At 38.6% G+C, this 25,645-nt stretch carries 26 protein-coding genes; 13 read left to right on the forward strand and 13 right to left on the reverse strand.

Annotated elements, in window-relative coordinates; translation table 11 throughout:
* Nucleotides 1–107 precede the first annotated feature (107 nt).
* The 7 genes from ACPT8O_RS00105 to menB form a co-directional block, all read right to left on the reverse strand.
* A complete protein-coding gene (locus ACPT8O_RS00105; protein ID WP_021034797.1) occupies nucleotides 108–1,553 on the reverse strand; it encodes a surface lipoprotein assembly modifier in 1,446 nt (481 codons plus the stop codon).
* A 63-nt stretch (nucleotides 1,554–1,616) separates the two neighbouring features.
* On the reverse strand, nucleotides 1,617–2,459 hold the full coding sequence (locus ACPT8O_RS00110) for a Slam-dependent surface lipoprotein (RefSeq protein ID WP_021034796.1): 843 nt from the start codon (nucleotides 2,457–2,459) through the stop codon (nucleotides 1,617–1,619).
* Between the two features lie 149 nt (nucleotides 2,460–2,608).
* A complete protein-coding gene (gene accC / locus ACPT8O_RS00115; protein WP_021034795.1) occupies nucleotides 2,609–3,955 on the reverse strand; it encodes an acetyl-CoA carboxylase biotin carboxylase subunit in 1,347 nt (448 codons plus the stop codon).
* 176 nt (nucleotides 3,956–4,131) lie between these two features.
* The gene (gene accB, locus ACPT8O_RS00120) at nucleotides 4,132–4,590 is read right to left on the reverse strand and encodes an acetyl-CoA carboxylase biotin carboxyl carrier protein (protein ID WP_021034794.1); all 459 of its coding nucleotides are present in this window, start codon (nucleotides 4,588–4,590) and stop codon (nucleotides 4,132–4,134) included.
* Between the two features lie 151 nt (nucleotides 4,591–4,741).
* Nucleotides 4,742–5,191, reverse strand: coding sequence for a type II 3-dehydroquinate dehydratase (gene aroQ / locus ACPT8O_RS00125; protein ID WP_041175287.1), 450 nt, complete (start codon nucleotides 5,189–5,191; stop codon nucleotides 4,742–4,744).
* A gap of 57 nt (nucleotides 5,192–5,248) precedes the next feature.
* The gene (gene menC, locus ACPT8O_RS00130) at nucleotides 5,249–6,238 is read right to left on the reverse strand and encodes an o-succinylbenzoate synthase (RefSeq protein WP_041175286.1); all 990 of its coding nucleotides are present in this window, start codon (nucleotides 6,236–6,238) and stop codon (nucleotides 5,249–5,251) included.
* 68 nt (nucleotides 6,239–6,306) lie between these two features.
* Nucleotides 6,307–7,164, reverse strand: a complete 858-nt coding sequence (menB, locus tag ACPT8O_RS00135) for a 1,4-dihydroxy-2-naphthoyl-CoA synthase (protein WP_005630980.1) — start codon at nucleotides 7,162–7,164, stop codon at nucleotides 6,307–6,309.
* Between the two features lie 145 nt (nucleotides 7,165–7,309).
* Here menB and ACPT8O_RS00140 point away from each other — a divergent pair, with 145 nt between their 5' ends.
* The gene (locus tag ACPT8O_RS00140) at nucleotides 7,310–7,876 is read left to right on the forward strand and encodes a DUF5358 domain-containing protein (protein WP_021034791.1); all 567 of its coding nucleotides are present in this window, start codon (nucleotides 7,310–7,312) and stop codon (nucleotides 7,874–7,876) included.
* A gap of 75 nt (nucleotides 7,877–7,951) precedes the next feature.
* On the opposite strand, the gene rpsT is transcribed toward ACPT8O_RS00140, so the two are convergent.
* Entirely contained in the window at nucleotides 7,952–8,215 is a 264-nt protein-coding gene (rpsT, locus tag ACPT8O_RS00145; protein WP_005651580.1) for a 30S ribosomal protein S20, read from the reverse strand.
* A 266-nt stretch (nucleotides 8,216–8,481) separates the two neighbouring features.
* Here rpsT and murJ point away from each other — a divergent pair, with 266 nt between their 5' ends.
* From murJ to rlmC, 7 genes are all read left to right on the forward strand, one after another.
* Nucleotides 8,482–10,056, forward strand: coding sequence for a murein biosynthesis integral membrane protein MurJ (gene murJ / locus ACPT8O_RS00150; protein ID WP_041175285.1), 1,575 nt, complete (start codon nucleotides 8,482–8,484; stop codon nucleotides 10,054–10,056).
* 46 nt (nucleotides 10,057–10,102) lie between these two features.
* Nucleotides 10,103–11,029: a bifunctional riboflavin kinase/FAD synthetase gene (ribF, locus tag ACPT8O_RS00155; RefSeq protein WP_021034789.1), complete on the forward strand. Its 927-nt coding sequence runs from the start codon at nucleotides 10,103–10,105 to the stop codon at nucleotides 11,027–11,029.
* Nucleotides 11,030–11,057: 28 nt separating this feature from the next.
* Nucleotides 11,058–13,883, forward strand: a complete 2,826-nt coding sequence (gene ileS, locus ACPT8O_RS00160; RefSeq protein ID WP_041175284.1) for an isoleucine--tRNA ligase — start codon at nucleotides 11,058–11,060, stop codon at nucleotides 13,881–13,883.
* Nucleotides 13,884–13,999: 116 nt separating this feature from the next.
* Nucleotides 14,000–14,350 (forward strand): purine nucleoside phosphoramidase, encoded by a 351-nt coding sequence (gene hinT, locus ACPT8O_RS00165; protein ID WP_005627389.1) that lies wholly within the window; start codon nucleotides 14,000–14,002, stop codon nucleotides 14,348–14,350.
* Nucleotides 14,350–14,700 carry a YcfL family protein gene (locus ACPT8O_RS00170; protein ID WP_005647993.1) on the forward strand — a complete coding sequence of 117 codons (351 nt, stop codon included), beginning with the start codon at nucleotides 14,350–14,352 and terminating at the stop codon, nucleotides 14,698–14,700. The genes hinT and ACPT8O_RS00170 overlap by 1 nt, the downstream gene beginning before the upstream one ends.
* Nucleotides 14,701–14,703: 3 nt before the next feature.
* Nucleotides 14,704–15,759 carry a beta-N-acetylhexosaminidase gene (gene nagZ, locus ACPT8O_RS00175; protein ID WP_021034786.1) on the forward strand — a complete coding sequence of 352 codons (1,056 nt, stop codon included), beginning with the start codon at nucleotides 14,704–14,706 and terminating at the stop codon, nucleotides 15,757–15,759.
* Entirely contained in the window at nucleotides 15,752–16,927 is a 1,176-nt protein-coding gene (rlmC, locus tag ACPT8O_RS00180) for a 23S rRNA (uracil(747)-C(5))-methyltransferase RlmC (RefSeq protein ID WP_021034785.1), read from the forward strand. Before nagZ ends, rlmC begins: the two co-directional genes overlap by 8 nt.
* Nucleotides 16,928–17,291: 364 nt before the next feature.
* Here rlmC and crp read toward each other — a convergent pair whose 3' ends face one another.
* From crp to coaBC, 5 genes are read right to left on the reverse strand one after another with little or no spacing between them, the layout of a single operon-like run.
* Entirely contained in the window at nucleotides 17,292–17,966 is a 675-nt protein-coding gene (gene crp, locus ACPT8O_RS00185) for a cAMP-activated global transcriptional regulator CRP (RefSeq protein ID WP_005647998.1), read from the reverse strand.
* Nucleotides 17,951–18,202: a YheU family protein gene (locus ACPT8O_RS00190; RefSeq protein WP_005647999.1), complete on the reverse strand. Its 252-nt coding sequence runs from the start codon at nucleotides 18,200–18,202 to the stop codon at nucleotides 17,951–17,953. Before ACPT8O_RS00190 ends, crp begins: the two co-directional genes overlap by 16 nt.
* Before the next feature lie 21 nt (nucleotides 18,203–18,223).
* Nucleotides 18,224–18,880 carry a nucleoid occlusion factor SlmA gene (slmA, locus tag ACPT8O_RS00195; RefSeq protein ID WP_005648000.1) on the reverse strand — a complete coding sequence of 219 codons (657 nt, stop codon included), beginning with the start codon at nucleotides 18,878–18,880 and terminating at the stop codon, nucleotides 18,224–18,226.
* A 3-nt stretch (nucleotides 18,881–18,883) separates the two neighbouring features.
* On the reverse strand, nucleotides 18,884–19,339 hold the full coding sequence (gene dut, locus ACPT8O_RS00200; protein WP_005631431.1) for a dUTP diphosphatase: 456 nt from the start codon (nucleotides 19,337–19,339) through the stop codon (nucleotides 18,884–18,886).
* 47 nt (nucleotides 19,340–19,386) lie between these two features.
* Nucleotides 19,387–20,589: a bifunctional phosphopantothenoylcysteine decarboxylase/phosphopantothenate--cysteine ligase CoaBC gene (coaBC, locus tag ACPT8O_RS00205; protein ID WP_011272308.1), complete on the reverse strand. Its 1,203-nt coding sequence runs from the start codon at nucleotides 20,587–20,589 to the stop codon at nucleotides 19,387–19,389.
* A gap of 162 nt (nucleotides 20,590–20,751) precedes the next feature.
* Between coaBC and radC the strand changes: the two genes are divergently transcribed.
* The 5 genes from radC (at nucleotide 20,752) to ddc (ending at nucleotide 25,486) form a co-directional block, all read left to right on the forward strand.
* On the forward strand, nucleotides 20,752–21,417 hold the full coding sequence (gene radC / locus ACPT8O_RS00210; RefSeq protein ID WP_013526173.1) for a RadC family protein: 666 nt from the start codon (nucleotides 20,752–20,754) through the stop codon (nucleotides 21,415–21,417).
* Between the two features lie 212 nt (nucleotides 21,418–21,629).
* The gene (rpmB, locus tag ACPT8O_RS00215; RefSeq protein ID WP_005542826.1) at nucleotides 21,630–21,866 is read left to right on the forward strand and encodes a 50S ribosomal protein L28; all 237 of its coding nucleotides are present in this window, start codon (nucleotides 21,630–21,632) and stop codon (nucleotides 21,864–21,866) included.
* A gap of 11 nt (nucleotides 21,867–21,877) precedes the next feature.
* Nucleotides 21,878–22,048, forward strand: coding sequence for a 50S ribosomal protein L33 (gene rpmG / locus ACPT8O_RS00220; protein WP_005613503.1), 171 nt, complete (start codon nucleotides 21,878–21,880; stop codon nucleotides 22,046–22,048).
* A 345-nt stretch (nucleotides 22,049–22,393) separates the two neighbouring features.
* Nucleotides 22,394–23,758, forward strand: coding sequence for a diaminobutyrate--2-oxoglutarate transaminase (locus tag ACPT8O_RS00225; protein WP_041175283.1), 1,365 nt, complete (start codon nucleotides 22,394–22,396; stop codon nucleotides 23,756–23,758).
* A 192-nt stretch (nucleotides 23,759–23,950) separates the two neighbouring features.
* Entirely contained in the window at nucleotides 23,951–25,486 is a 1,536-nt protein-coding gene (gene ddc / locus ACPT8O_RS00230; RefSeq protein WP_021034783.1) for an L-2,4-diaminobutyrate decarboxylase, read from the forward strand.
* Nucleotides 25,487–25,645 lie beyond the last annotated feature (159 nt).

Here is a 25,645-nt window from a genome sequence, read left to right on the forward strand (position 1 = left end):
TTTCCTTAAATTTTTTATAAGTGAAAATATATTTTTTGAATGGTATAAGGGGGCACATATATCCTACGCTCCTTATACTTATGCATATTACAACTTTTTTGAATAATTCAAAATGTTTTGCTGATTTCTAAGTAAATTCGATTTTTATTATATTCATAAAAAGGATGATTACTGGTTACCCTTTGATACGACCAAGATAATTTCGGTGAGATTCCCCAGATATGAAAGTTTCTATGCCAAATAGTAAACACTGATGCATATTCCTTATTTTTCTGGCGAATACCAATAAGATCTTTTTCTTTATAGGCACGTTGTGCATAATTCAGGATTAAACGAGTTGATATACCCGCTTTCCATTCTTGTCCCCATCCTAATCGGACATTTTTTCGTTGATAAGCATTATCTAAATCTCGAGTGTTTTCGCGATTATAATCAGCTCCACCAAACCAATACTGTCCACTTTTTGTCAGGTAAAGTAGTGTAGCGGAAGCTAGATAGTTATTTCCATTTAGATGTTTACGAGTTTCATAGCGTTGTTCACCATACTCAAGTGCGGTCGAAATTTGCCATTTTTCATTTAGCCAATTGGATAAATCCAATCTAGCACCTGAATTTTTAGAGTATTGTTTCATCGCATTTCCGCCAGATGAGCCGCCCGCATACCAACGCTTCTCAGTAAATGGCATTAATGAGAGTTCAAATCGTGCAGTTTGGTATCCAAGACCTACACCAGCTCTCGCGTTAAATTCATTATATTTCTTGTTATCCCAATAATATTTCCCACTACCTTCCAAGGACAATTTTGTAAAGTAGTTGTGAGGTAATGACCATTTTTTTTCAGCATTCCCAAAATACGAAAATCCTCTGGCACTTTCTTTTTCCCAAGCACTCCAGTTGCCAATTTTGGTTCCGGCTTTTGGCGCATTATTAATATTACTTTCATTTAAAAAACTAAATCCACCCTGGACTTTCCATTGATCTCGTTGATTTAAGGCTGAAAGATATTGTTCAATTATTTTTACAGAATCAGGGGAAACTTGCTCTGCTCTTAACTTTTGGAATTGATCTTTTGCCGCTTCGTTATCATTATTCAAAAACAAGGCTTGGGCTAATTGATAGCGTAAAGGTAAAAGATCAGTTTTTTGTGAAAATAAGTGTCGATAAGCTTTAACGGAATCAGAAAAATGCCCTTTTTCTCGTAAGTCAATTGCTTCCGCCCATTCTAACAAGAACGGATCTTTTTTAGGAAGGGGTTGATATAGAGGCAATAAAAGTTGTACCGCCTCACCATTATTTTGTAATACGGCAGGGATAAGACCGCGAATAATCAAGTCTGGGTGTTTGGCTAATTCTTCTTTTGTAATCGATAACTTTGATGGATTATTATTGGTCAAAAGTGCGGTTGGTTTTTGTGGTAAATTTGGTTTGGCCAAATGTAGCTGCTCATCTAAACGCCCATCATGTGGTTGTGGGGATTTTTCCTCGGCAATAGAATATGACGTAAGAAATAATGATGAGCCGAGAAATAAAATAAATTTAGTTCGTATATTCATTTTTATCCTTATTGGGAAAAAATAAAGCAAGCCTGAGCTTGCTTTAAATGATTAAACAATTTATTACTGTGCTTTTGCACCGTAGGCTCCAGCCCAAGAATTATCTTTAGCTTTCACCATTCCACCTAGTTCTTTAGCACCATCGCCGTAAAATTTACCTTCGGCAATACCCTGAGATTTAAAAGAATCTGATTGAGCAGTACCAGAAAAAGTATTTCCTGTAATTTTAGCTTTTTCAATATCAATTTTGACTTTTTGTGAGGAACTTGTAGATTTTGTTGTATCAATGATTAAACTACCTGATAATTTTTTATCGCCAAAATTAACAATAAACTTTGAACTTCCTTTCATATAATCATCAGGTATAACACTTTCCTTTGATGTCATTATGCTTTCACCTTCATAAGTGACTTCGCCTGAATCAGGTAGTTTTTCAGTCGGGATTCCATTATAAAAAAGAATATCATTTTGTCCTGCTTCATTACTTGCAATTGCACCAAAGCGCATAGCAGTATATTTATTACAACAAATGTGTGGAACTCCATTGAGCGGTTGCTCAATATATTTAGCTTCATTCCAATTTTCAGTAAAAGCAATAGGGATTTGTTTTCCATCAACATCAATGCTGGTTAAGGTTCTATTAGATAGCTCTTGTTCATTGTTAATTGTGTTAATTTGTCCTACGCTATCTTCCTCACTTTCTGTTTTTATAGAAAAGACTAAACCTGTATTAGTCGGTGAACGTTTGGGCATTTCTAGAACAGCTTGTTCTGATGGTTGAGTTGCTGGAGTGCTTGGTTGAGCTGTAGGAGCATTTGATGCTGATGCCCCACTACCGCTTCCACAAGCCGTTAATGTTAAGGCTGCAAGTATCGTTAAACTAAATTTTTTTAAATTGATGTTCATAATTTCTTCTAAAATAACTAATGGTGGGGATTATATATAAAAAACTATTAATTGTCTTAATAAATCCTTTATGTTATTTGTCTTTTATAATAAGGGCTATAAAATAAATAATAAAGTGGCTAACACCTGTTAGCCATTTAAAATTTTAATTATTCATGCATCCCTAATTTTTTCTCCAAATAGTGGATGTTTGTTCCACCTTTTTGGAAATTTTCATCTTCAAGAATTAATTCATGAAGTGGAATATTGGTTTTGATACCATCAATAATTGTTTCAGATAATGCATTTTGCATACGACGGATTGCCACTTCACGTGTATCACCATAAGTGATAAGTTTTGCGATCATCGAGTCGTAATGTGGAGGCACAGTATAGCCGCCATAAACATGAGAATCCCAACGAACGCCCAAACCGCCAGGCGAATGTAAGTGATTTACTTTGCCCGGAGACGGTAAGAATGTTTTTGGATCTTCTGCGTTAATACGGCATTCCATTGCATGGCCTTTAACTTTGATGTCTTCTTGTTTAAAGGAAATTGGCAAGCCTGCCGCAATGCGCAATTGCTCTTTCACTAAATCTACACCTGTGATCATTTCAGTTACTGGGTGTTCCACTTGGATACGCGTATTCATTTCAATGAAATAGAATTCGCCATTTTCATATAAGAATTCAAACGTACCTGCCCCGCGATAGCCGATTTCTACGCAGGCTTTTGCACAGCGTGAACCAATATCACGGCGAACTTCTTCTGTGATACCTGGCGCTGGCGCTTCTTCCACAACTTTTTGGTGACGACGCTGCATTGAGCAGTCACGTTCAGCCAAATAAACTGCATTGCCATGAGTATCTGCTAATACTTGAATTTCCACGTGACGTGGATTTTCTAAGTATTTTTCCATATAGACCATATCATTATTGAATGCAGCTTTCGCTTCTGCTTTTGTCATTGCAATAGATTCTTCTAATGCGTCTTCGCTACGAACAACACGCATTCCTCGGCCGCCACCACCGCCTGATGCTTTGATGATGATTGGATAACCAATACGTTTGGCGATTTCTTTATTTTTAGCAATATCATTACCTACAGGGCCATCCGAACCCGGTACACAAGGCACGCCTGCTTTTTTCATTGCTTTAATAGCTGAAACTTTATCGCCCATTAAACGAATAACATCTGCAGTTGGGCCGATGAAAGTGAAATCTGAACGTTCAACTTGTTCAGCAAAGTCAGCGTTTTCAGATAAGAAACCGTATCCAGGATGAATTGCATCCGCACCTGTTACTTCGGCAGCAGCAATGATAGCTGGAATATTTAAATAACTTTTTGCGGAAGGTGCTGGGCCGATACAAATGGTTTCATCAGCGAGTAAAACGTGTTTTAAATCACGATCAGCAGTGGAGTGAACCGCCACTGTTTTAATACCTAATTCTTTACAAGCACGTAAAATGCGTAGTGCAATTTCACCGCGGTTAGCAATCACAACTTTTTCTAACATAAAAGAGTCCGTTTAGTCAGATAGACGTGAATTTTTATGTAGGTTCTTGAAATATTGTTCTCCCTATAAAATTTGGTGTGAACAGATTTCAATTTATATTGCCTACGATAAATTCGCTCTAATGGTTTGTATATGAAATAGGCGGACTAAAGTCCGCCCGACGAAAATATTGGAAATTATTCAATAACGATTAATGGTTCGTCGAATTCAACAGCGTCACCGTCGTTGATAAGAATTGCTTTTACTACGCCAGCTTTGTCCGCTTCAATGCGGTTCATCATTTTCATTGCTTCAACGATACAAAGCGCGTCGCCAACTTTCACAGATTGACCTACTTCAACGAATACTTTTGCTTCTGGGCTTGGGCTGCGATAGAAGGTTCCCACCATTGGAGAACGTACAAGATGACCTGATAATTCATCCGATGCGGCTGGTGCGGATGTCGCAGCTGCTGGAACTTGAGCTGGTGCAGCGGCAGGAGTCGGTGCTACTACTGGTGCTGCAGCATATTGAACGGCTGCTACTGGCGCAGCACGGCTAATACGTACTGTACCCTCTTCTTCTTGCACTTCTAATTCAGTAATGCCCGATTCTTCTACTAATTCGATTAATTTTTTGATTTTACGAATGTCCATACGTTCTTCCTAAAAAGATTGAAATTTTAACCGCACTTTTAAAGGAAAAAGTGCGGTTATGAATAAACTTACTTTTGTGTTGCAAAGATTACCTTAATTTTTTCAAATTTGCGATAAAATTCTGTGAATTTCGCCAAAAATGCTCGATTTTCTATTTTTTAGCAAGGTAATCCATAGCAAATAAAAAGGCAAACTCGTAACCTTTTGCGCCCAAACCGCAAATAACAGCTTCAGCCACATCGCTAAAATAAGAATGATGACGAAATGGTTCACGTTTATGCACGTTAGATAAATGAATCTCCACAAAAGGAATTGAAACAGCTAAAAGTGCATCGCGCAATGCTACACTGGTATGGGTGTAAGCCGCAGGATTAATTAAAATAAAATCGACTTGTTGAAAACTTTCGTGGATCTTATTAATTAATTTTTCTTCACTATTGGCTTGAAAACATTCCACTTTTACATTGTGTTGAGTGGCTAAAGTTTGTATTTTCTCTTCAATGGATGCAAGAGAAATACTGCCATAATGTTTTGGCTCGCGAGCCCCTAACATATTTAAGTTCGGGCCATTTAACAGCAAAATTCTGTGTGTTTGCGACATTTTTAATCCTTTTTGTGTGGTGCATTATACTGGTTTTTTCGATTTTTGGTGGTCGAATCAGATAATTTTAGTGATAAATTCAGATTCTAAATCAACAATAGGTAAATCAGAACTAGGCCAAGCACGTAGTACTTGATATTCCATCAAATCTAAAGTATCTAAGCCTGGAGTCACATTCGGAGTGTATTGTTGTGCAATTCGCGCGAGCTGAGAGAGCCCTAAACTGCTTTCGATACTTGAACTAATAACCGCTTTTAGACCTAACGAATGTGCTTGGTTAATGAGCTCAGTACAACGTTGAATTGAACCAATTAAAGTGGGTTTGATGACGACAGCCGATAAGTGCGGTTCTTTTTCTAGACAAAAATTAGGCTCTCGCACGGATTCATCCCACGCAATAGTAATGTCGGTTTGAGCTGCAAATTCACGGCTGAGTTCTTGTGTTTTACAAGGTTCTTCTAAAAATTGAATACGTTTTCTATGTTGCAGTTTGACTTGAGCGGCAAACTGTAACGCTTTTTCTAACGACCAATGGCGGTTTGCATCCAGTCGTAATTGTAAATCGGGAATTGCCTCTAAAAACATATCGGCAATTAATCCATCGCGATTGGCTTCGTATATGCCCACTTTCATCTTTGCCACTTTTTCGCCTTCCATGCTCGCAAGTTTGGCGTACAATTCATCTGGATCGCCATAACAAAGTGGTGCCGTATGATAATTGCCTTCAGCTTGTAAATAACCTTTCATTTCATCCATTGCGCAACTGATACCAAAAGCAACGGAGGGATAGGTGCCATCTAATGGGACGCGAGGTGCGTCACAGCTTGCATTGCACCATGTTGTTAGCCATTCAATTGCTTGTTCTTGAGCTTGGTCTAAGGTTTCTTCGCTAAAACCAGGTAGCGGGGCGATTTCTCCCCAACCGTCTCGGCTGCAACTCACTCTTACGATTAAGCCTTCACGGCGTTTTAAAAAACGATCACGCAGAATAAGTTGGCTATCAACGGGGATCGAATAACGGTAAAGATTAAATGATTTTTCAGCCATGCTTGCTCCCAATACAAAAGTGCGATCAAAATTCACGAAGATTTTTAACCGCACTTTAGAACGATAAATTAAGGGTTACGTCTGAATTTGCTGAAGTCTGGGGCGCGTTTTTCGTTAAACGCATTGCGGCCTTCTTGACCTTCTTCAGTCATGTAGAACAACATTGTTGCGTTACCCGCTAATTCTTGAAGACCTGCTTGGCCATCACAATCCGCATTTAATGCCGCTTTCAAACAACGGATTGCGATTGGGCTATTGCGTAACATTTCACGACACCAACGCACGGTTTCTTTTTCAAGATCAGCGTAAGGCACAACAGTATTGACTAAGCCCATGTCTAATGCTTCTTGTGCATTATATTGACGGCATAAGAACCAAATTTCACGCGCTTTTTTCTGACCCACTAAACGAGCCATATAGCTTGCGCCCCAACCACCATCGAATGAACCGACTTTTGGCCCTGTTTGACCGAAAATGGCATTTTCAGCAGCAATCGTTAAGTCACAAAGCATATGTAATACATGACCACCACCAATTGCATAACCAGCCACCATTGCTACAACTGGTTTTGGACAAGAACGAATATCGCGTTGGAAATCTAATACATTTAAGTGATGTACGCCGCTGTCATCTTTGTAACCGCCGTAATCGCCACGCACTTTTTGGTCACCACCAGAACAGAATGCTTTTTCGCCTTCGCCAGTTAATACAATGACACCAATGTTTTCATCAAAACGTGCATCAGAAAATGCAGTGATCATTTCTTTCACTGTTTGTGGGCGGAACGCATTACGAACTTCAGGGCGGTTAATGGTAATTTTTGCAATGCCATCAGTGGATTTATGATAGCGAATATCGCTATAGCCTTCACTGTGATCGACCCATTCAACAGGCGCATATAACACATCATCTTTTGGATTTTGCATAAGAATTCCTTTTAATTAACGTAAAAAAGTGCGGTCATTATAGCGGAAGTTTTTCGGATCAGGAAAACTAAATTCATTTGCTGCTTTATCTGTTGTGAAGATATTGCTAGAATTTTGCGTATTCTCTCTTTTATAAGGATCAAATGTGAAATTAATTGCAACCTTAGGTATGGCAGCATTGCTGTCTGGCTGTTCAATGTTTGATAGCCAACAATCCGCAATTCCAGCGGAATTTGCGGGGGCTGATTACCAACTTTCCGATCAAGATGCAAAACAATGGGCGATTGCAAGTAAGCAAGTAGAACAATGCGTTTACCCAAATTTAACTCGAATTTTGCAACAGCATTTTTCAAAAGAAGATAGCTATATTCACTCACAATATGTCTTTTTCTATCCGTTGGAAAAAATTATTGGCGAACAATATGTGAAGATTATCCAAGCCGATGAAAAATCAATGAATTATGCAAGCTATCAGTTTAAAAAATTCCGTACCGGAGTGGGCAATGTTGAACCTTTAACTAAACAGTCTTGTTTGAAGTTGCGTAACGAAGCGCGCGATGATTTGGCTGTCGTGAAAGGTCAATATAAAAATGGTATGGTGGAAGTGCAAAAAAATGAAGATGGCACACCAAAAAATTCTGATGGCATTGCAACCAATCAAAATAAATTCTTCTTTGATATTATCAAATGGGGATCGATGTTGTTACTTTAGTCTAAAATTCGATGCAATAAAAAACCGCACTTTAAAAAAGTGCGGTTTTATTTTTTCATTCTTTCTAGCTAAAAATTACGCTAATTTTTTGATTTGTGCAGCTAATTTAGATTTGTGGTTTGCTGCTTTGTTAGCGTGGATTAAGCCCTTAGAAGCCATACGGTCTACAACTTTTTGCATTTCAACGAATGCTGCTTCAGCTGCTGATTTTTCGCCTGCTGCTACTTGAGCATATACTTTTTTGATATAAGTACGCATCATAGAGCGTTGGCTTGCGTTGTGTTGGCGACGTTTTTCAGATTGAACCGCACGTTTTTTTGCTGACTTGATATTAGCCAAGGTCAAACTCCTAAAATTTCTGTTGATTGATAGACAAAATAAAGGGCACCAATATGCCGATTTTTTATACTTTTGTCAATGGAAAATTTGTGTTGATTTCGGTGAGACACAACCGAAAGTAAGTATCGTTATTTTTACAAGCTCTTTCAATAGGGGCTCACACAAACGATGTGCGGCGGATTTTATCAGTTTTTTTTCACGGAATATAGCACAAAAATAAAATTTCTATACAATTAGGCAAAAATTTTAGGCTTGAGAAGAATATTTTGAGTAAACGACTTTTAAAATCTAGCATTATTGTTAGTTCTATGACGTTATTATCAAGAGTGTTAGGTCTTGTGCGCGATGTAGTTATCGCTCATCTCATTGGGGCTGGCGCTGCGGCGGATGTTTTTTTATTTGCTAATCGTATCCCAAATTTTCTTCGCCGTTTATTCGCTGAGGGGGCTTTTTCACAGGCTTTTGTCCCTGTTCTCGCAGAATATCAAAAATCTGGCGATATGAATAAAACCCGTGAATTTATTGGAAAAGTTTCTGGTACGCTTGGGGGATTGGTGAGTATTGTTACGATTTTGGCGATGGTTGGTTCACCTGTCGTTGCCGCTTTATTTGGGATGGGCTGGTTTACCGATTGGATGAATGATGGCCCTGATGCACATAAGTTTGAACAAGCTTCCCTTTTACTTAAAATAACTTTTCCTTATTTATGGTTTGTTACTTTTGTCGCGCTTTTTGGAGCTGTACTTAACACGATTGGAAAATTCGGCGTGATGTCCTTTTCACCCGTGTTATTAAATATAGCGATGATTGCCACCGCACTTTTCCTTGCACCACAAATGGATAACCCAGATCTTGCACTGGCTATCGGGATTTTTCTAGGCGGATTATTACAGTTCTTATTCCAAATTCCATTTATGAAACAAGCTGGTTTACTGGTGAAACCCAAATGGGCTTGGCGGGATGAAGGCGTAACCAAAATTCGTAAATTAATGATCCCTGCGTTATTTGGTGTATCGGTAAGTCAAATTAATCTTTTGCTGGATACAGTGATTGCGAGTTTCTTAATGACAGGCTCTATTAGCTGGCTGTATTATTCCGACCGCCTACTGGAATTTCCTCTTGGTTTATTTGGTATTGCTATTTCTACCGTAATTTTGCCAACGCTTGCTCGCCACCACGTTAATCGTGAAGGAAATTCAGCTAAAAGTGCGGTTGATTTTCGTAATACAATGGATTGGGGCGTACGAATGATTTTATTACTTGGCGTTCCCGCAGCCATTGGTATTGCTGTATTGGCTCAGCCAATGTTACTTACGCTCTTTATGCGTGGAAATTTTATGCTAAATGATGTTCATGCCGCCTCTTATTCTTTATGGGCATTTAATGCGGGTTTACTTAGCTTTATGTTGATTAAAATCCTTGCCAATGGCTATTACGCCCGCCAAGATACCAAAACGCCAGTAAAAATTGGCATTATTGCAATGATAAGCAATATGGGCTTTAACCTATTGGCAATTCCTTTCAGCTATGTAGGATTAGCCATTGCTTCAGCGATGTCCGCAACTCTTAATGCTTATTTGCTCTATCGCGGCTTAGCCAAAGCGGATGTCTATCATTTCTCACGTAAAAGTGCGGTCTTTTTCGTGAAAGTTTTAGTGGCGGCAATCGCAATGGGGGCAGCAGTTTGGTATTACGTGCCTGAAATCAACCAATGGGCGAAAATGGATTTCTTTATGCGTGTTTATTGGCTTGTTTGGTTGATTGTCTTAGCCGCCATAGTTTATGGCGCAACGTTGATTTTATTAGGCGTTCGAAAACACCATTTGCTGACAAAAAACTAACTTCTCGCTATAATGCCGAAATTCTCTTATTTTCATGGATAAGGACATGCAATTAATTCGCGGGCTTCACAATGCAAATCGTGTTTTACAAGGTTGTGCGCTAACGATCGGCAACTTTGATGGCGTGCATTTAGGGCATCAAGCCGTCCTTCGCCATTTGCGTCAAAAAGCTGACGAATTAAATTTACCCATGGCGGTATTGTTATTTGAAGCTCAGCCGCGTGAATATTTTATGGGGGAAAATGCTCCAGCCCGTTTAATGCGTTTGCGTGACAAAATTTGTTATCTCGAAAAAGCGAAGGTTGATGTCGTAATTGTGGCGAAATTTGACCGCACTTTTGCCGAAAAACCAGCTGATGTGTTTATTGAGCAAACGCTTGTTAATCATCTACATGTGAAATTTTTAAGCATTGGCGATGATTTCAAGTTTGGTTCAAAACGCCAAGGCAATTTTGCAATGTTGCAAGAAGCTGGTAAGCGTTTCGGTTTTGTTGTTGAAGATAACCGTAGCTTTTGTCTAGATGAACAGCGAATTAGTAGTACTGCAATTCGCGAAGCGTTAGCGAATGATGACTTACAACTTGCAAAAAATTTACTCGGTAAACCTTATCGTATTTTCGGGCGTGTGATTCATGGGAATAAGTTGGGCAGAACAATTGGATTTCCAACGGCAAATATTCGTTTGCATAGACAAGTCAATCCAATCAAAGGTGTTTATGCCGTAAAAGTGCGGTTAAAATCGGGTGAGATTTTTAACGGCGTGGCAAATATGGGAAGACGCCCAACTATAAATGGATTAATGCAATTATTAGAAGTGCATTTATTTGATTTTTCTCAGAATATTTATGGCCAAATGGTGGAAGTCGAATTCTGCCACAAGATTAGAAACGAGATTAAATTTCCGTCTTTTGATGATTTAAAACTGCAAATTGAGAACGATGTAGAAACAGCGAAAGCGTTTTTTAACAGTTAATTTTAAAATGTAAAAATTGGAAAATAAAATGACAGTCGATTACAAAAACACTCTTAACCTACCGGAAACCAGCTTTCCAATGCGTGGCGATTTAGCTAAGCGCGAACCTGTAATGTTAAAAAATTGGTACGAGAAAAATCTTTACCAAAAAATTCGTGAAGCGAGTAAGGGTAAAAAATCTTTTATTTTGCATGATGGCCCTCCGTATGCGAATGGTAACATTCATATTGGTCACGCTGTAAACAAGATTCTGAAAGATATTATTATTAAATCCAAAACAGCATTAGGTTTTGATTCGCCTTATATCCCAGGTTGGGACTGTCATGGTTTACCAATTGAACTTAAAGTTGAAGGTTTAGTAGGTAAACCAAACGAGAAAATTACGGCGGCTGAATTTCGTCAAAAATGTCGCGAATATGCTGCGGAACAAGTCGAAGGTCAGAAAAAAGACTTTATCCGTTTAGGTGTGTTGGGCGATTGGGATAATCCATACCTCACGATGAATTTCGATACTGAAGCGAATATTATCCGTACTTTAGGTAAAGTGATTAAAAATGGTCATTTGTATAAAGGCTCAAAACCAGTTCATTGGTGTTTAGACTGCGGTTCTTCTTTGGCTGAAGCAGAAGTAGAATATGAAGACAAAGTTTCTCCGTCAATTTACGTTCGTTTCCCTGCGGAAAGTGCGGTTGAAATTGAAGAGAAATTTAATGCAGTAGGCAAAGGCCATGGCAAATTATCTGCGGTGATTTGGACTACCACACCTTGGACAATGCCATCTAACCGTGCGATTGCGGTAAATGCAGACTTAGAATACAACTTAGTACAACTTGGCGATGAGCGCGTGATCTTGGCCGCTGAATTAGTTGAATCAGTAGCGAAAGCGGTGGGAGTAGAACAAGTTGAAGTTTTAGGTTCAGTAAAAGGTCAAGCACTTGAGTTAGTACGCTTTAACCATCCATTCTATGATTTCACTGTGCCAGTGATTTTAGGTGATCATGTGACCACTGATGGCGGTACGGGGTTAGTACATACCGCACCTGATCACGGTTTAGACGACTTTGTCGTGGGTAAACAATATGATTTACCGATGGCGGGTCTTGTAGCTAATGACGGTAAATTCATTTCAACTACCGAGTTCTTTGCTGGCAAAGGTGTATTTGAAGCCAATCCGCTTGTGATAGAAAAATTACAAGAAGTGGGTAACTTATTAAAAGTTGAAAAAATCAAACACAGCTATCCACACTGCTGGCGTCACAAAACGCCAATTATTTTCCGTGCGACACCGCAATGGTTTATCGGTATGGAAACGCAAGGTTTACGCCAACAAGCATTAGGCGAAATCCAACAAGTTCGCTGGATTCCAGATTGGGGTCAAGCACGCATCGAGAAAATGGTGGAAAATCGCCCAGACTGGTGTATTTCACGCCAACGTACTTGGGGCGTGCCGATGACGTTGTTCGTGCATAAAGAAACAGAAGAATTGCATCCTCGAACATTAGAATTACTTGAAGAAGTAGCGAAACGTGTAGAGAAAGCCGGTATTCAAGCATGGTGGGATTTAGACGAAAAAGAATTATTAGGTGCGGACGCAGAAACCTATCGCAAAGTGCCAGATACCCTTGATGTATGGTTCGACTCAGGATCGACTTATTCTTCTGTTGTCGCAAATCGTCCAGAATTTAATGGTCAAGATATTGATATGTATTTGGAAGGTTCTGACCAACATCGTGGTTGGTTTATGTCTTCTTTAATGCTTTCTACGGCAACAGACAGCAAAGCACCATATAAACAAGTATTAACCCATGGCTTCACGGTGGATGGTCAAGGCCGTAAGATGTCAAAATCTATCGGTAACATCGTGACTCCACAAGAAGTAATGGATAAATTTGGTGGCGATATTTTACGTTTATGGGTTGCTTCAACAGACTATACAGGCGAAATGACTGTTTCTGACGAAATCTTAAAACGTGCAGCGGACAGCTATCGTCGTATTCGTAACACCGCGCGTTTCTTATTGGCAAACTTGAATGGTTTTGATCCAAAACGTGATTTAGTTAAACCAGAAGAAATGATTAGTCTAGATCGTTGGGCAGTCGCTTGTGCATTAGATGCACAAAATGAAATTAAAGATGCGTACGATAACTACCAATTCCACACAGTGGTACAACGTTTAATGCGTTTCTGTTCGGTAGAAATGGGGTCGTTCTATTTAGATATTATCAAAGACCGTCAATACACCACCAAAGCAAACAGCCTTGCACGTCGTAGCTGTCAAACTGCGTTATGGCATATTGCTGAAGCATTAGTTCGTTGGATGGCACCAATCTTATCTTTCACTGCCGATGAAATTTGGCAACACTTGCCACAAACCAAAAGTGCTCGTGCGGAATTCGTATTTACTGAAGAATTCTATCAAGGCTTATTTGGTTTAGGCGAGGATGAAAAATTAGATGATGCTTACTGGCAACAACTGATTAAAGTTCGTTCAGAAGTAAACCGTGTATTAGAAATTTCTCGTAACAATAAAGAAATAGGCGGCGGTTTAGAAGCAGAAGTGACCGTTTATGCTAATGACGAATATCGTGCATTGTTAGCACAATTAGGTAATGAATTACGTTTCGTATTAATTACCTCAAAAGTAGATGTAAAATCTTTATCGGAAAAACCTGCTGATTTAGCGGACAGCGAATTAGAGGGTATTGCGGTAAGCGTAACACGTTCTAACGCAGAAAAATGCCCTCGTTGCTGGCATTATTCTGACGAAATTGGGGTAAGCCCAGGACATCCAACACTTTGTGCACGTTGTGTAGAAAATGTAGTGGGCAATGGAGAAGTTCGATACTTTGCATAATTAAATTCATTGTAAAACAAAAAGTGCGATTGATTTGCTCTGTCCTTAAAAGTTAGACTAAATAAGCAACAATTATGGACAGGTTAATTCGCCGCACTTTTTATAGGGAGCAAACAATGGCAGAAGAAACAATTTTTAGTAAAATTATCCGTAAAGAAATTCCGGCAAATATCGTCTATCAAGATGAATTAGTCACTGCATTTCGTGATATTTCCCCTCAAGCTAAAACACATATTTTGATTATTCCAAATAAAGTCATTCCCACAGTGAATGATGTGACGGAGCAAGATGAAGTAGCGCTAGGTCGATTATTTAGCGTAGCGGCTAAACTCGCTAAAGAAGAAGGTGTTGCGGAAGATGGTTACCGCCTAATTGTGAATTGTAATAAACATGGTGGGCAAGAAGTATTCCATTTACATATGCATTTAGTTGGTGGAGAACCTTTAGGTAGAATGTTAGCGAAATAATGAAAAAATATTTTCTAATTTTAGCGAGCTTCATGCTCGTGGCTTGTTCAAGTTCAGAACAAAACTTAACTTATTCAACAAAGCCGATTTTGAATATTACGTCGTCTCTTTCGCCTTTGATTCAAGTTGAAACGACTCAAAAATCAGCGGTTATAAAAAATAAAAGTCAGCAACTTTTGAATATAAGTTACCATTTGTATTGGTACGATCATTTAGGGGTAACCCAAATTTGGGAAAATCAGCAAGAAAGCTATTCCGCTCAATTTTTGCTAAAACCACAAGAGCAAAAATCAATTGATTTAACTAAACCTACTGTAGAAAGTAAAAATTATCGCCTTTATTTAAAATAATTTATGAGCTCGTTGTTAATTGATTTAAACGGAAAAGAGTTGGAACAAGAGGAAGTTGAGTTACTTTCTCACCCTCTTGTTGCAGGATTAATTTTATTTACTCGAAATTTTGAAAACAGAGAACAAATTCAAGAATTAATTCGTTCTGTTCGCCAACGAGTGAAAAAGCCTTTATTAATTACGGTGGATCAAGAAGGTGGACGAGTTCAACGTTTCCGTGATGGATTTACAATGTTGCCTTCAATGCAGGCTTTTCAAGAAACTCTGTCAGCAACTGAACAAGTGAGTTTTGCTAAAGAAGCAGGTTGGCAAATGGCAGCAGAAATGATTGCCTTGGATATTGACTTGAGTTTTGCTCCTGTGTTGGATTTGGGGCATGAATGTCGAGCGATTGGCGATCGCAGTTTTTCATCTGATATAAAAAGTGCGGTAAATTTAGCCACCGCTTTTATTGATGGTATGCATCAAGCAGGTATGGCATCTACAGGTAAACATTTTCCCGGTCATGGCCATGTATTAGCCGATTCTCATTTAGAAACACCTTATGATGATCGCACAAAAGACGAAATTTTTAGTTTCGATCTCCAACCTTTCCAACAGTTGATTTCACAAAATAAACTCGATGCGATTATGCCTGCTCACGTAATTTATTCGCAATGTGATAGTCAGCCTGCAAGTGGTTCAAAATATTGGTTGAAAGAAATTTTACGCAAGAAATTAAATTTCCAAGGTACAATTTTTTCCGATGATCTAGGAATGAAAGGCGCGGGAGTAATGGGGAATTTTGTAGAGCGTAGTAAAAAAGCACTCAATGCAGGTTGCGATCTTTTATTACTGTGTAATGAACGTGAGGGTGTCATTCAAGTATTAGATAATCTAAAACTTACTGAAAATCAACCGCACTTTATGGCTCGTCAAGCTCGCTTACAAAGTTTATTTAAACGTAGAGTGATTAATTGGAACGACTTAATTTCAGATCAACGTTGGAGACTTAATTATCAAAAATTAGCTGATATTCAAAGCCGTTGGTTAGACATTCAGGCAGCAAAAAATGATTGATTGTCGATACTATCAACAAAATAAATGTCGTTCTTGCCAATTGCTTGAAATACCTTATAGTCAGCAGCTAACTGAAAAACAATATCATTTAAAGCAGCAACTGATTTCTATTAATTACGATGAAGCTCAATGGGTGGCTCCTTTTCAATCTAATGAACAAGGCTTTCGTAATAAAGCTAAAATGGTTGTTAGTGGTAGTGTTGAACGCCCGATACTTGGCATTTTAAAAAATAATGATCCACAAAGTGCGATTGATTTGTGTGATTGTCCTCTTTATCCTACACATTTTTCAGCAATTTTTTCAATTCTCAAAGATTTTATTGGTCGCGCAGGTTTAGTACCTTATAACATTGCTAAACAAAAAGGCGAGCTTAAATATATTTTGCTGACAGAAAGTATCGCGACGGAAAAATTGATGTTGCGTTTTGTGTTACGTACAGAAAATAAATTGCCATTAATTCGTCGAGAATTGCCCAAATTATTGGAAAAATTACCGCACTTAGAAGTGATTAGTATTAATTTACAACCACAGCACGCGGCTATTTTAGAGGGCGAACAAGAAATTTTTCTGACAGAACAACAATTTTTGCCTGAAAATTTTAACGGTATTCCACTCTTTATTCGTCCACAAGGCTTCTTTCAAACTAACCCTAAAGTGGCTGCAGGTTTATATGCAACCGCTCAACAATGGGTGGCTGAATTCCCTATTTATAACCTGTGGGATTTATTTTGTGGCGTAGGGGGATTTGGCTTACATTGTGCTAAAGCGTTGCAGGAAAAATGGGGAAAACCCATTAAATTAACAGGAATTGAAATTTCTTCCTCTGCTATTTTGGCAGCCAGTCATTCTGCGAAAATATTAGGTTTAGAACATGTAAATTTCCAATCTCTAGATGCAGCAAGCGTGATTGAAAATAAAAATAAAAATAAGCCAGATCTTGTGATTGTAAATCCGCCGCGTCGTGGAATTGGAAAGGAATTAAGTGAATTTCTCAACCAAATTCAACCGCACTTTATCTTGTATTCCAGCTGTAATGCCATGACAATGGGTAAAGATTTACAGCATCTAACTTGTTATAAACCATTGAAAATTCAACTTTTTGATATGTTTCCGCAAACATCTCACTATGAAGTATTAGTTTTACTAGAAAGAAAAAAGATTAATTAAGGTAAGCTAGAAAAGGCTAGGGAATTTGAAAGAAGGGTGGTGGAACTAAGCAGAATTGGTCTTAACAGCAAGTGGCTTACTGCACGCATCCCTGCGGGATTTCTACCCAGTCCACCATAGATTAAAAAATGCATCTCGGTGTTCTAGCTTTTGCAGCATAAAACTATGCAATAAGGTTTAAACCTTTAAAGCCACTATATCAGGAGACCAATCCTGTCTTCCTACAATATCCGTAAGAATTGGAGCAATGATAAAATCCTTTATATTAATTGTCAATTAATGTTTTGAATATTATTTCCAATTAAACAAAAACCACCCAAATTAATTTCGGATGGTTTTATTTTGAATAAATTATGATGAAAAATTATCTTGCGCCATATACAACGATTGTTTTTCCATGAGCGTGGATAAGATTCTGATCCTCCAACATCTTAATAATGCGCCCCACAGTTTCTCGTGAACAACCCACCATTTGCCCTATTTCTTGGCGTGTAATTTTGATTTGCATACCATCAGGATGCGTCATTGCTTCAGGCTGTTTAGCTAAGTTCATTAAAGTTTGAGCGATGCGACCTGCGACGTCTAAAAATGCCAAATTCGTGACTTGACGTGATGTATTTTGCAAACGTCTTGCCAATTGTGCAGTGAGAAACATTAAGATTTCAGGGTTTGCCTGAATCAACTGGCGATATTTCTTATAGGAAATTTCAGCAATTTCACATGTTGTTTTTGTTTTTACCCAAGCTGATCGTTTTGAACCTTCATCAAATAATCCCGCTTCGCCAAAAAATTGTCCTGCTCCTAAGTAAGTGAGGATCATCTCTTTGCCTTCATCATCTTTTGAAGATACCATTACAGAACCTTTAATTACATAATACAGCGTGGTCGCATCTTCCCCAGCATGAATTAAAGTTGATTTTGCAGGATATTTATGCAAATGGCAGTGAGTAAGAAACCAATCTAAAACGGGATCTCGTTGAGTTGCTTCTTCTTGAGAGGAGGTTACAACTTCATCAATTTCGGTTAATTCATTTGACATTCTTGCTCCTTACATTCCTGTTTCAAAAATTCCGTTTTATTTTTGATGTCAATGGATTCATGTAATTCAGACCATACAATCAACGCAATTCCATTGCGAATTTGAGTCAGTAAAAGTTGTTTTTTCTGGTTGAGTGAAAGTTCTTCTATACCGTAATCGGTTCCTTCGCGTAAAATCACGCTTTCTACGATATTATCTAATGTTTCTGCTTCCAGTTCTTGCCAAGGAATAATCATATATTTACTCGGTAAAGTCAATTAGGCAAAAAGTGGCTCGATAAAACGCCATTGTTGTTCAAAAGACTGACTTGAATTCAGACGGAAATTTGTACGAACATAGCGCATAAATTGTCCTTCGCAGAGTGTCACTAAATGTGAGGCAATTATACGTTCATCCACGTTGAAAGCACGCCCTTCACGTAATTTACGCATTTGCAAAATATTGACAAACTGCATCTCAAGACGATCGAAAAATTGTGCCACACGTGCTTGTAATTGCGCTTCTTCAAACATTAACGCGTGACCTGTTAGAACACGTGTTAAGCCGGGATTTTTTCGAGCAAAATCCAAAATTGTTTGTAAAATGTCGTGAATGCGATTCATTGTTTGAGTTTCGTTACGCATTGACGCTGTAATTCGGCTCAGCAAAGTACTTTCAATATGTTCAATTAGTGCTTCAAACATTTTTGTTTTGCTTGGAAAGTAACGATATAACGCAGCTTCCGACACACCAACTTCTTTTGCTAGACGAGCGGTTGTCATTCTTTCCATTCCACGTTCAGAATGAAGCATATGTATCAATACTGTAAGCACTTGCTGACGACGTTCTTTTACCGTTCTTTTTTCAATTTTCGGTGTTTCAATTTTAGGCGCAATTTCTTCTACGCCTGATAAAGATAATTGTTCTTCTACCATAAATTATTGTTTACCTGAATGACCGAAACCGCCTTCTCCACGTTCGGTTTGTTGAAAATCTTCTACAATATTAAATTCAGCTTGTACTACTGGCACGAAAACAAGTTGAGCAATACGATCGCCGACTTCAATTTTGAATGGTTCATTTCCACGGTTCCACATTGATACCATTAATGGCCCTTGATAATCGGAGTCAATTAATCCCACAAGGTTTCCTAACACAATGCCGTGTTTATGGCCAAGACCCGAGCGAGGCAAAATCACGGCAGCTAAATTGGGATCCGCAATATAAATTGATAGCCCTGTCGGAATTAATTTGGTTTCGCCTGGTTGAATTTCAAAGCTTTCATCGATCAACGCACGTAAATCAAGACCTGCTGAACCTTCAGTTGCGTAAGTTGGCAGAGGAAATTCATTTCCAATGCGAGAATCTAAAATTTTTACGTCAATTTTTTTCATTTAATACTCCGTTTGAAATTCATTTTTAGGTAAAAGTGCGGTTGGAATTATAAGGTTTTTTGATAGCGTTCGATGATTTCATTGACTAAATCAGCGGCAAGTTCTACTTTTGATTTTAGCGATAATTTTTTATGACCATTTTTCCAAAAAAGCTGCAAGGCATTTTCATCCGCGTTAAAAACTTGTCCGCCAGATACATCGTTGGCACAAATCATATCAAGATTTTTGCGTTCAAGTTTATCTTTTGCATAATCATCAATATTTTGGGTTTCGGCTGCAAATCCAACAGTAAAAGGACGATGTGTTTTTAAATGTCCTACATCTGAGATAATATCGGGATTTTTAATTAACTTGATAGATATTTCATCGCCAGATTTTTTGATTTTTTGTTCTGCAACTTCAGCTACTCTGTAATCAGCAACAGCCGCACAACCAATAAAAATTTGATTTTTTACCGCACTTTCAAGAGAGGCTTGCCACATTTCTTGTGCTGAGATGACATTAATTCGATTTACATTTTTTGGTGTTGTTAAATTCACTGGGCCTGAAATCAGTGTGACGTTTGCCCCACGTTTGGCAAATGCTTCAGCAATCGCAAATCCCATTTTCCCTGAACTATGGTTAGAAATATAACGAACGGGATCGATTGCCTCACGCGTTGGGCCTGCTGTAATGGCGACATTTAATCCTTGTAGATCTTGTTTTTGAGAGAAAAAGTCAGAAAGTGCGGTAAAAATTTCCTCTGGTTCTGACATACGCCCTTTCCCCATATCGCCGCAAGCTTGAAAACCACTATTGGGGCCGATAAGCTCAATCCCACGTGTTTGAAGAGTCGTTAAATTTTGTTGAGTAATGGATTGGTGATACATCTGCTGATTCATTGCTGGCACAAGAAAAATTGGCGCATCAGTTGCAAGACAAATTGTTGAAAGTAAATCATTCGCCATGCCTACAGTAAGACGGGCAATAAAGTCTGCACTAGCTGGCGCAATAATAATGGCATCAGCCCATTTGGCAAGTTCAATATGCCCCATTGCCAGCTCTGCTTGTGGATCAAGTAAAGATTGCGATACAGCATTGCCAGAAATGGCTTGAAGTGTCAAAGGAGTAACAAATTCTGCTGCAGCTGGGGTTAATACTACACGTACTTCAGCTTCTGCTTTGCGTAATAAACGAATCAACTCTATTGTTTTATAGGCTGCAATGCCGCCCGTAATACCGACGACAACACGTTTTCCGTTTAAATTCATTTTCTTCCCTTGTTAGTACTTAACCACAATTTCGTTATTTTACTTTAATTTTATTGAATGCCCAACGCTATTTTTACGATATGCATCGCAGATTTTGAATCACTTGCTCGTCAAACCTAAAAAGTGCGGTCAAAATCTTTCTTATTTTTCTTTTATAAATATATGGAAAACAATGATGAATTAATGCCACGGGAAAAATTGCTGGCATTCGGAGCAAAAGCATTAAGTGATTATGAACTACTTGCGATTTTTTTACGTACTGGTATCAAAGATTGTCCTGTTATGTCACTTTCTAAAAATGTATTAACGCATTTTGGCTCCTTGCACGCTTTACTTTCCGCAGATAAAAAAGCTTTCTGTTCTGTAAAAGGCTTAGGTATTACGCAATTTATTCAACTGCAAGCGATTACGGAAATGACCAAGCGTTATTTAAAGCAAGAGATGTTAAGTACGCCGATTATTAATGATCTTGAAACGGTAAAACTTTTTTTACTCACTGAATTGCAACACGAGGAAAGAGAAGTATTTATGGTTTTATTTTTAGATAATCAACATCGTTTGATTAAAAAAGAGCGGTTATTTTTAGGTACAATTAATGTATCAGCGGTTTATCCGCGAGAAATTATTAAAGAAGCACTCTATTGTAATGCGGCAGCTTTAATTTTGGCACATAATCATCCTTCAGGTATAACGGAGCCGAGTTATTCGGATCAACTTATTACTAAAAAAATTCAAGATGCGGCTGAACTAATGGAAATTCGCGTGCTTGATCATTTAATTGTAGGGAAAAGCGATTGTTATTCTTTCGCGGAGAATTGTTTATTATAATTTTTTATAATATTGACCATTTTTTTACCGATTACATTCAGGAAAATCGCATTTACACTTGAGAAATGAAAACAAAGTCAGTATAATTTGCGACCTTTAATATAGTAAGCGGGTCGGATTAGCGCGACCTGACGAGGTAGCAAGCTAGGTTTAACCAGCTTTAAACATCCGAACCGTAAGCTCGAGCTTATATTTAATTATTGGAGATTATTATGTCTAGAGTTTGTCAAGTAACAGGCAAGCGTCCAGCTGTGGGTAATAACCGCTCACACGCAATGAATGCGACACGTCGTCGTTTTCTTCCAAACCTTCACACTCACCGTTTCTGGGTTGAAAGTGAAAACCGTTTCGTAACCTTACGTTTAACTGCGAAAGGTATGCGTATTATTGATAAAAAAGGCATTGATGCAGTATTAGCTGAAATCCGTGCTCGTGGCGAAAAAATCTAAGGAGCTAAAAAATGGCAGCTAAAGGTGCTCGTGAGAAAATCCGTTTAGTTTCTACTGCAGAGACAGGTCACTTCTACACAACTGATAAAAACAAACGTAATATGCCTGAAAAAATGGAAATCAAAAAATTTGATCCAGTAGTGCGTAAACACGTTATCTATAAAGAAGCAAAAATCAAATAATATTGATTTAATTATTTTAAACCCGAGTAAAAACTCGGGTTTTTTATTTGTTCTTATTACAAACGTTTGCTTCTTATTTAACCGTTTGACTCGTAAAAAGTTAAATTTGCTTTTCATATTGTAAAAAAAATGTACAATTGTCCCCGTTTTGACGTAACCCTACATCAAAACCTGTTTCCAACCTAGCCCGTCCTGTGGGCAAACTAGGGTAAAAACAAAAAAGCTGAAACGCTTTTTTTAATAAGTAGCGAGTCAAATGCCCTATGTATCTGTTTTATAAACGGTAAATTTATCGCAAGGCACCCGACTTATTTTTTTCACCTCTTTTAGAAGGTTTTAATCAAAATGACAATGATCACCCCTGTACAAGCAATTCTTGCTTCAAACCAACATTTTTTAGATCGCCAAGATGTAATGGAATCCAACGTACGTAGTTATCCTCGCAAATTACCTTTTGCCTATGCAAAAGCACAAGGCTGTTGGGTTACTGATGTTGAAGGTAATGAATACCTCGACTTTTTAGCAGGCGCAGGAACCCTTGCATTAGGACATAATCATCCTGTGTTAATGCAAGCCATTAAAGACGTATTAGATAGCGGATTGCCGTTACACACTTTAGATTTAACCACTCCACTTAAAGATGCGTTTAGTGAAGAATTATTGTCATTCTTCCCGAAAGATAAATATATCTTACAATTCACAGGCCCTTCTGGTGCAGATGCAAATGAAGCAGCCATCAAATTAGCCAAAACTTACACAGGGCGTGGCAATATCATCGCTTTCTCAGGCGGTTTTCACGGTATGACCCAAGGGGCATTAGCCTTAACAGGTAATCTTGGTGCAAAAAATGCCGTTGAAAATTTAATGCCGGGCGTACAATTTATGCCATATCCACACGAATACCGCTGCCCATTTGGCATTGGTGGAGAAGCGGGTGCGAAAGCAGTTGAACATTATTTTGAAAACTTCATCGAAGATGTAGAAAGCGGCGTGGTAAAACCTGCTGCGGTGATCTTAGAAGCAATCCAAGGGGAAGGTGGCGTTGTGCCAGCACCAATCAGCTTCTTACAAAAAGTACGTGAAGTTACCCAAAGACACGGTATTTTAATGATCTTAGATGAAGTACAAGCTGGTTTCTGTCGTTCTGGAAAAATGTTCGCCTTTGAACACGCAGGTATTGAGCCTGATATTATTGTGATGTCAAAAGCAGTTGGTGGCAGCTTACCATTAGCTGTATTAGCTATCCGTAAAGAATTTGATGCGTGGCAACCTGCAGGACATACAGGTACATTCCGTGGCAATCAATTAGCGATGGCAACGGGTTATGCGTCACTTAAAATTATGCGTGATGAAAACCTTGCACAAAATGCGCAAGAACGTGGCGAATACTTAACCAATACATTACGTGAATTAAGCAAAGAATATCCGTGTATTGGTAACGTGCGTGGTCGTGGCTTAATGATGGGCATTGATATTGTTGATGAACGCCAGCCAAAAGATGCAACAGGGGCTTACCCACGCGATTGTGAATTAGCGGCAGCAATCCAAAAAGCTTGCTTCAAAAACAAACTCTTGCTCGAACGTGGCGGACGCGGTGGCAACGTGGTTCGCGTGCTTTGTGCAGTAAACATCAACCAAAGTGAATGCGAAGAATTTATCAAACGTTTCAAGCAATCTGTAGCAGACGCATTAAAAGCCGTGAGAGGCTAAAGTGCGGTTAAATTTTTCAAAATTTTTGTGAATTTTGACCGCTTAGTAATTATCCTCCCTCTTTAAAAATAGGGGCAAGGGGGAAATTTGATTACAATGTTTAATTACTCACAAAGTTGAATTTTCTTCTGCTAAATATCCCCTACCCCCTCTTTGCTAAAGAGGGGGAATCTTTTAGGAAATTAGATAACAGTGTCAAACCTCAAACAACACAAACAAGCTTTGTTTTGCAACGATAGCAAAGCAATTACTGATTATGAAACAGCGATGCATAATGCGGTGCAAGCAGTCTCTGCTTGGCTGAAAAATGAAAAAATGTACACAGGCGGTTCAATCAAACAAATGCGAGCCTTAATAAGCGGTTTTAATCCGACGAAAGAGGGTATGGGTGTACAGAAATCACTCGATCATTTGGTGGAAATTTTCCTCAATCCAAGCCTTAAAGTGCATCATCCACACTCACTTGCCCATTTACATTGCCCAACAATAGTGGCAAGTCAAATTGCGGAAGTACTGATTAATGCGACCAACCAATCAATGGATTCGTGGGATCAAAGCCCAGCAGGTTCAATTATGGAGGAGCATTTGATCGACTGGCTACGCCAAAAAGCAGGCTACGGCGAAGGCACTTCGGGCGTGTTTACCTCTGGTGGCACGCAATCAAATTTAATGGGTGTGTTGCTGGCACGTGATTGGGCGATTGCGAAACATTGGAAAAATAATGATGGCTCCGAATGGTCAGTACAACGTGATGGTATTCCAGCGGAAGCAATACAAAAAGTGAAAGTAATTTGTTCAGAAAACGCACACTTCTCTGTACAAAAAAATATGGCAATGATGGGAATGGGTTTCCAATCAGTCGTTACTGTGCCATCAAATACCAATGCACAAATGGATGTGATTGCACTTAGGCAAACACTTGCACAGCTTAAAGCCGAAGGCAAAATTACTGCCTGTATTGTTGCTACCGCAGGCACAACAGATGCGGGTGCAATTGATGACTTAAAAGCAATCCGCAAACTTGCCGATGAATATCAAGCGTGGTTACACGTTGATGCTGCTTGGGGTGGCGCATTATTGCTTTCCAAAGATTATCGCCATTTCTTAGCTGGTATTGAATTAACCGACTCAATCACGCTAGATTTCCACAAACACTTCTTCCAAACCATTTCCTGTGGTGCATTTTTGCTCAAGGATCCAGCAAACTATCGCTTCATCGATTACAAAGCTGATTATCTCAATTCGGAATATGATGAAGCTCACGGCGTGCCAAACTTAGTGGCAAAATCGCTACAAACAACTCGTCGTTTTGACGCATTAAAATTATGGTTTACCCTTGAAGCATTGGGAGAAGATCTTTACGCTTCAATGATCGATCACGGCGTAAAACTAACCAAAGAAGTCGAGCAATACATCAACGATACTCCAGCCTTAGAGATGCTTGTACCAAGTCAGTTTGCATCGGTGTTATTCCGTGTCGTACCAAAAGACTATCCAGCTGAATTTATTGATGCACTAAACCAAAACGTGGCAGATGAACTCTTTGCACGAGGCGAAGCGAATATTGGCGTGACTAAAGTAGGCGACAAACAATCACTGAAAATGACTACCCTAAGCCCGATTGCAACATTGGAAAATGTTAAAGCGTTATTAACTCAAGTACTAACAGAAGCAAATCGTATTAAAGACGACATCAAAAATAGCACTTACACACCACCCATTGATTAATTAGTCAATTAACACAAAAAATAACCGCTTGTATCTGAAGACAAGCGGTTATTCTGTAAAATAAAAATCTTTTAGCATAGATTAAACGAGATATATAAATTTTATCCATTAGATAACTACCTATATTTTTGAAATATTCATCATTTTAATTTTCAAAGA

It is taken from the genome of Haemophilus sp. HN_Hi08 (assembly GCF_049824455.1).
Lineage (GTDB): Bacteria > Pseudomonadota > Gammaproteobacteria > Enterobacterales > Pasteurellaceae > Haemophilus > Haemophilus influenzae_D.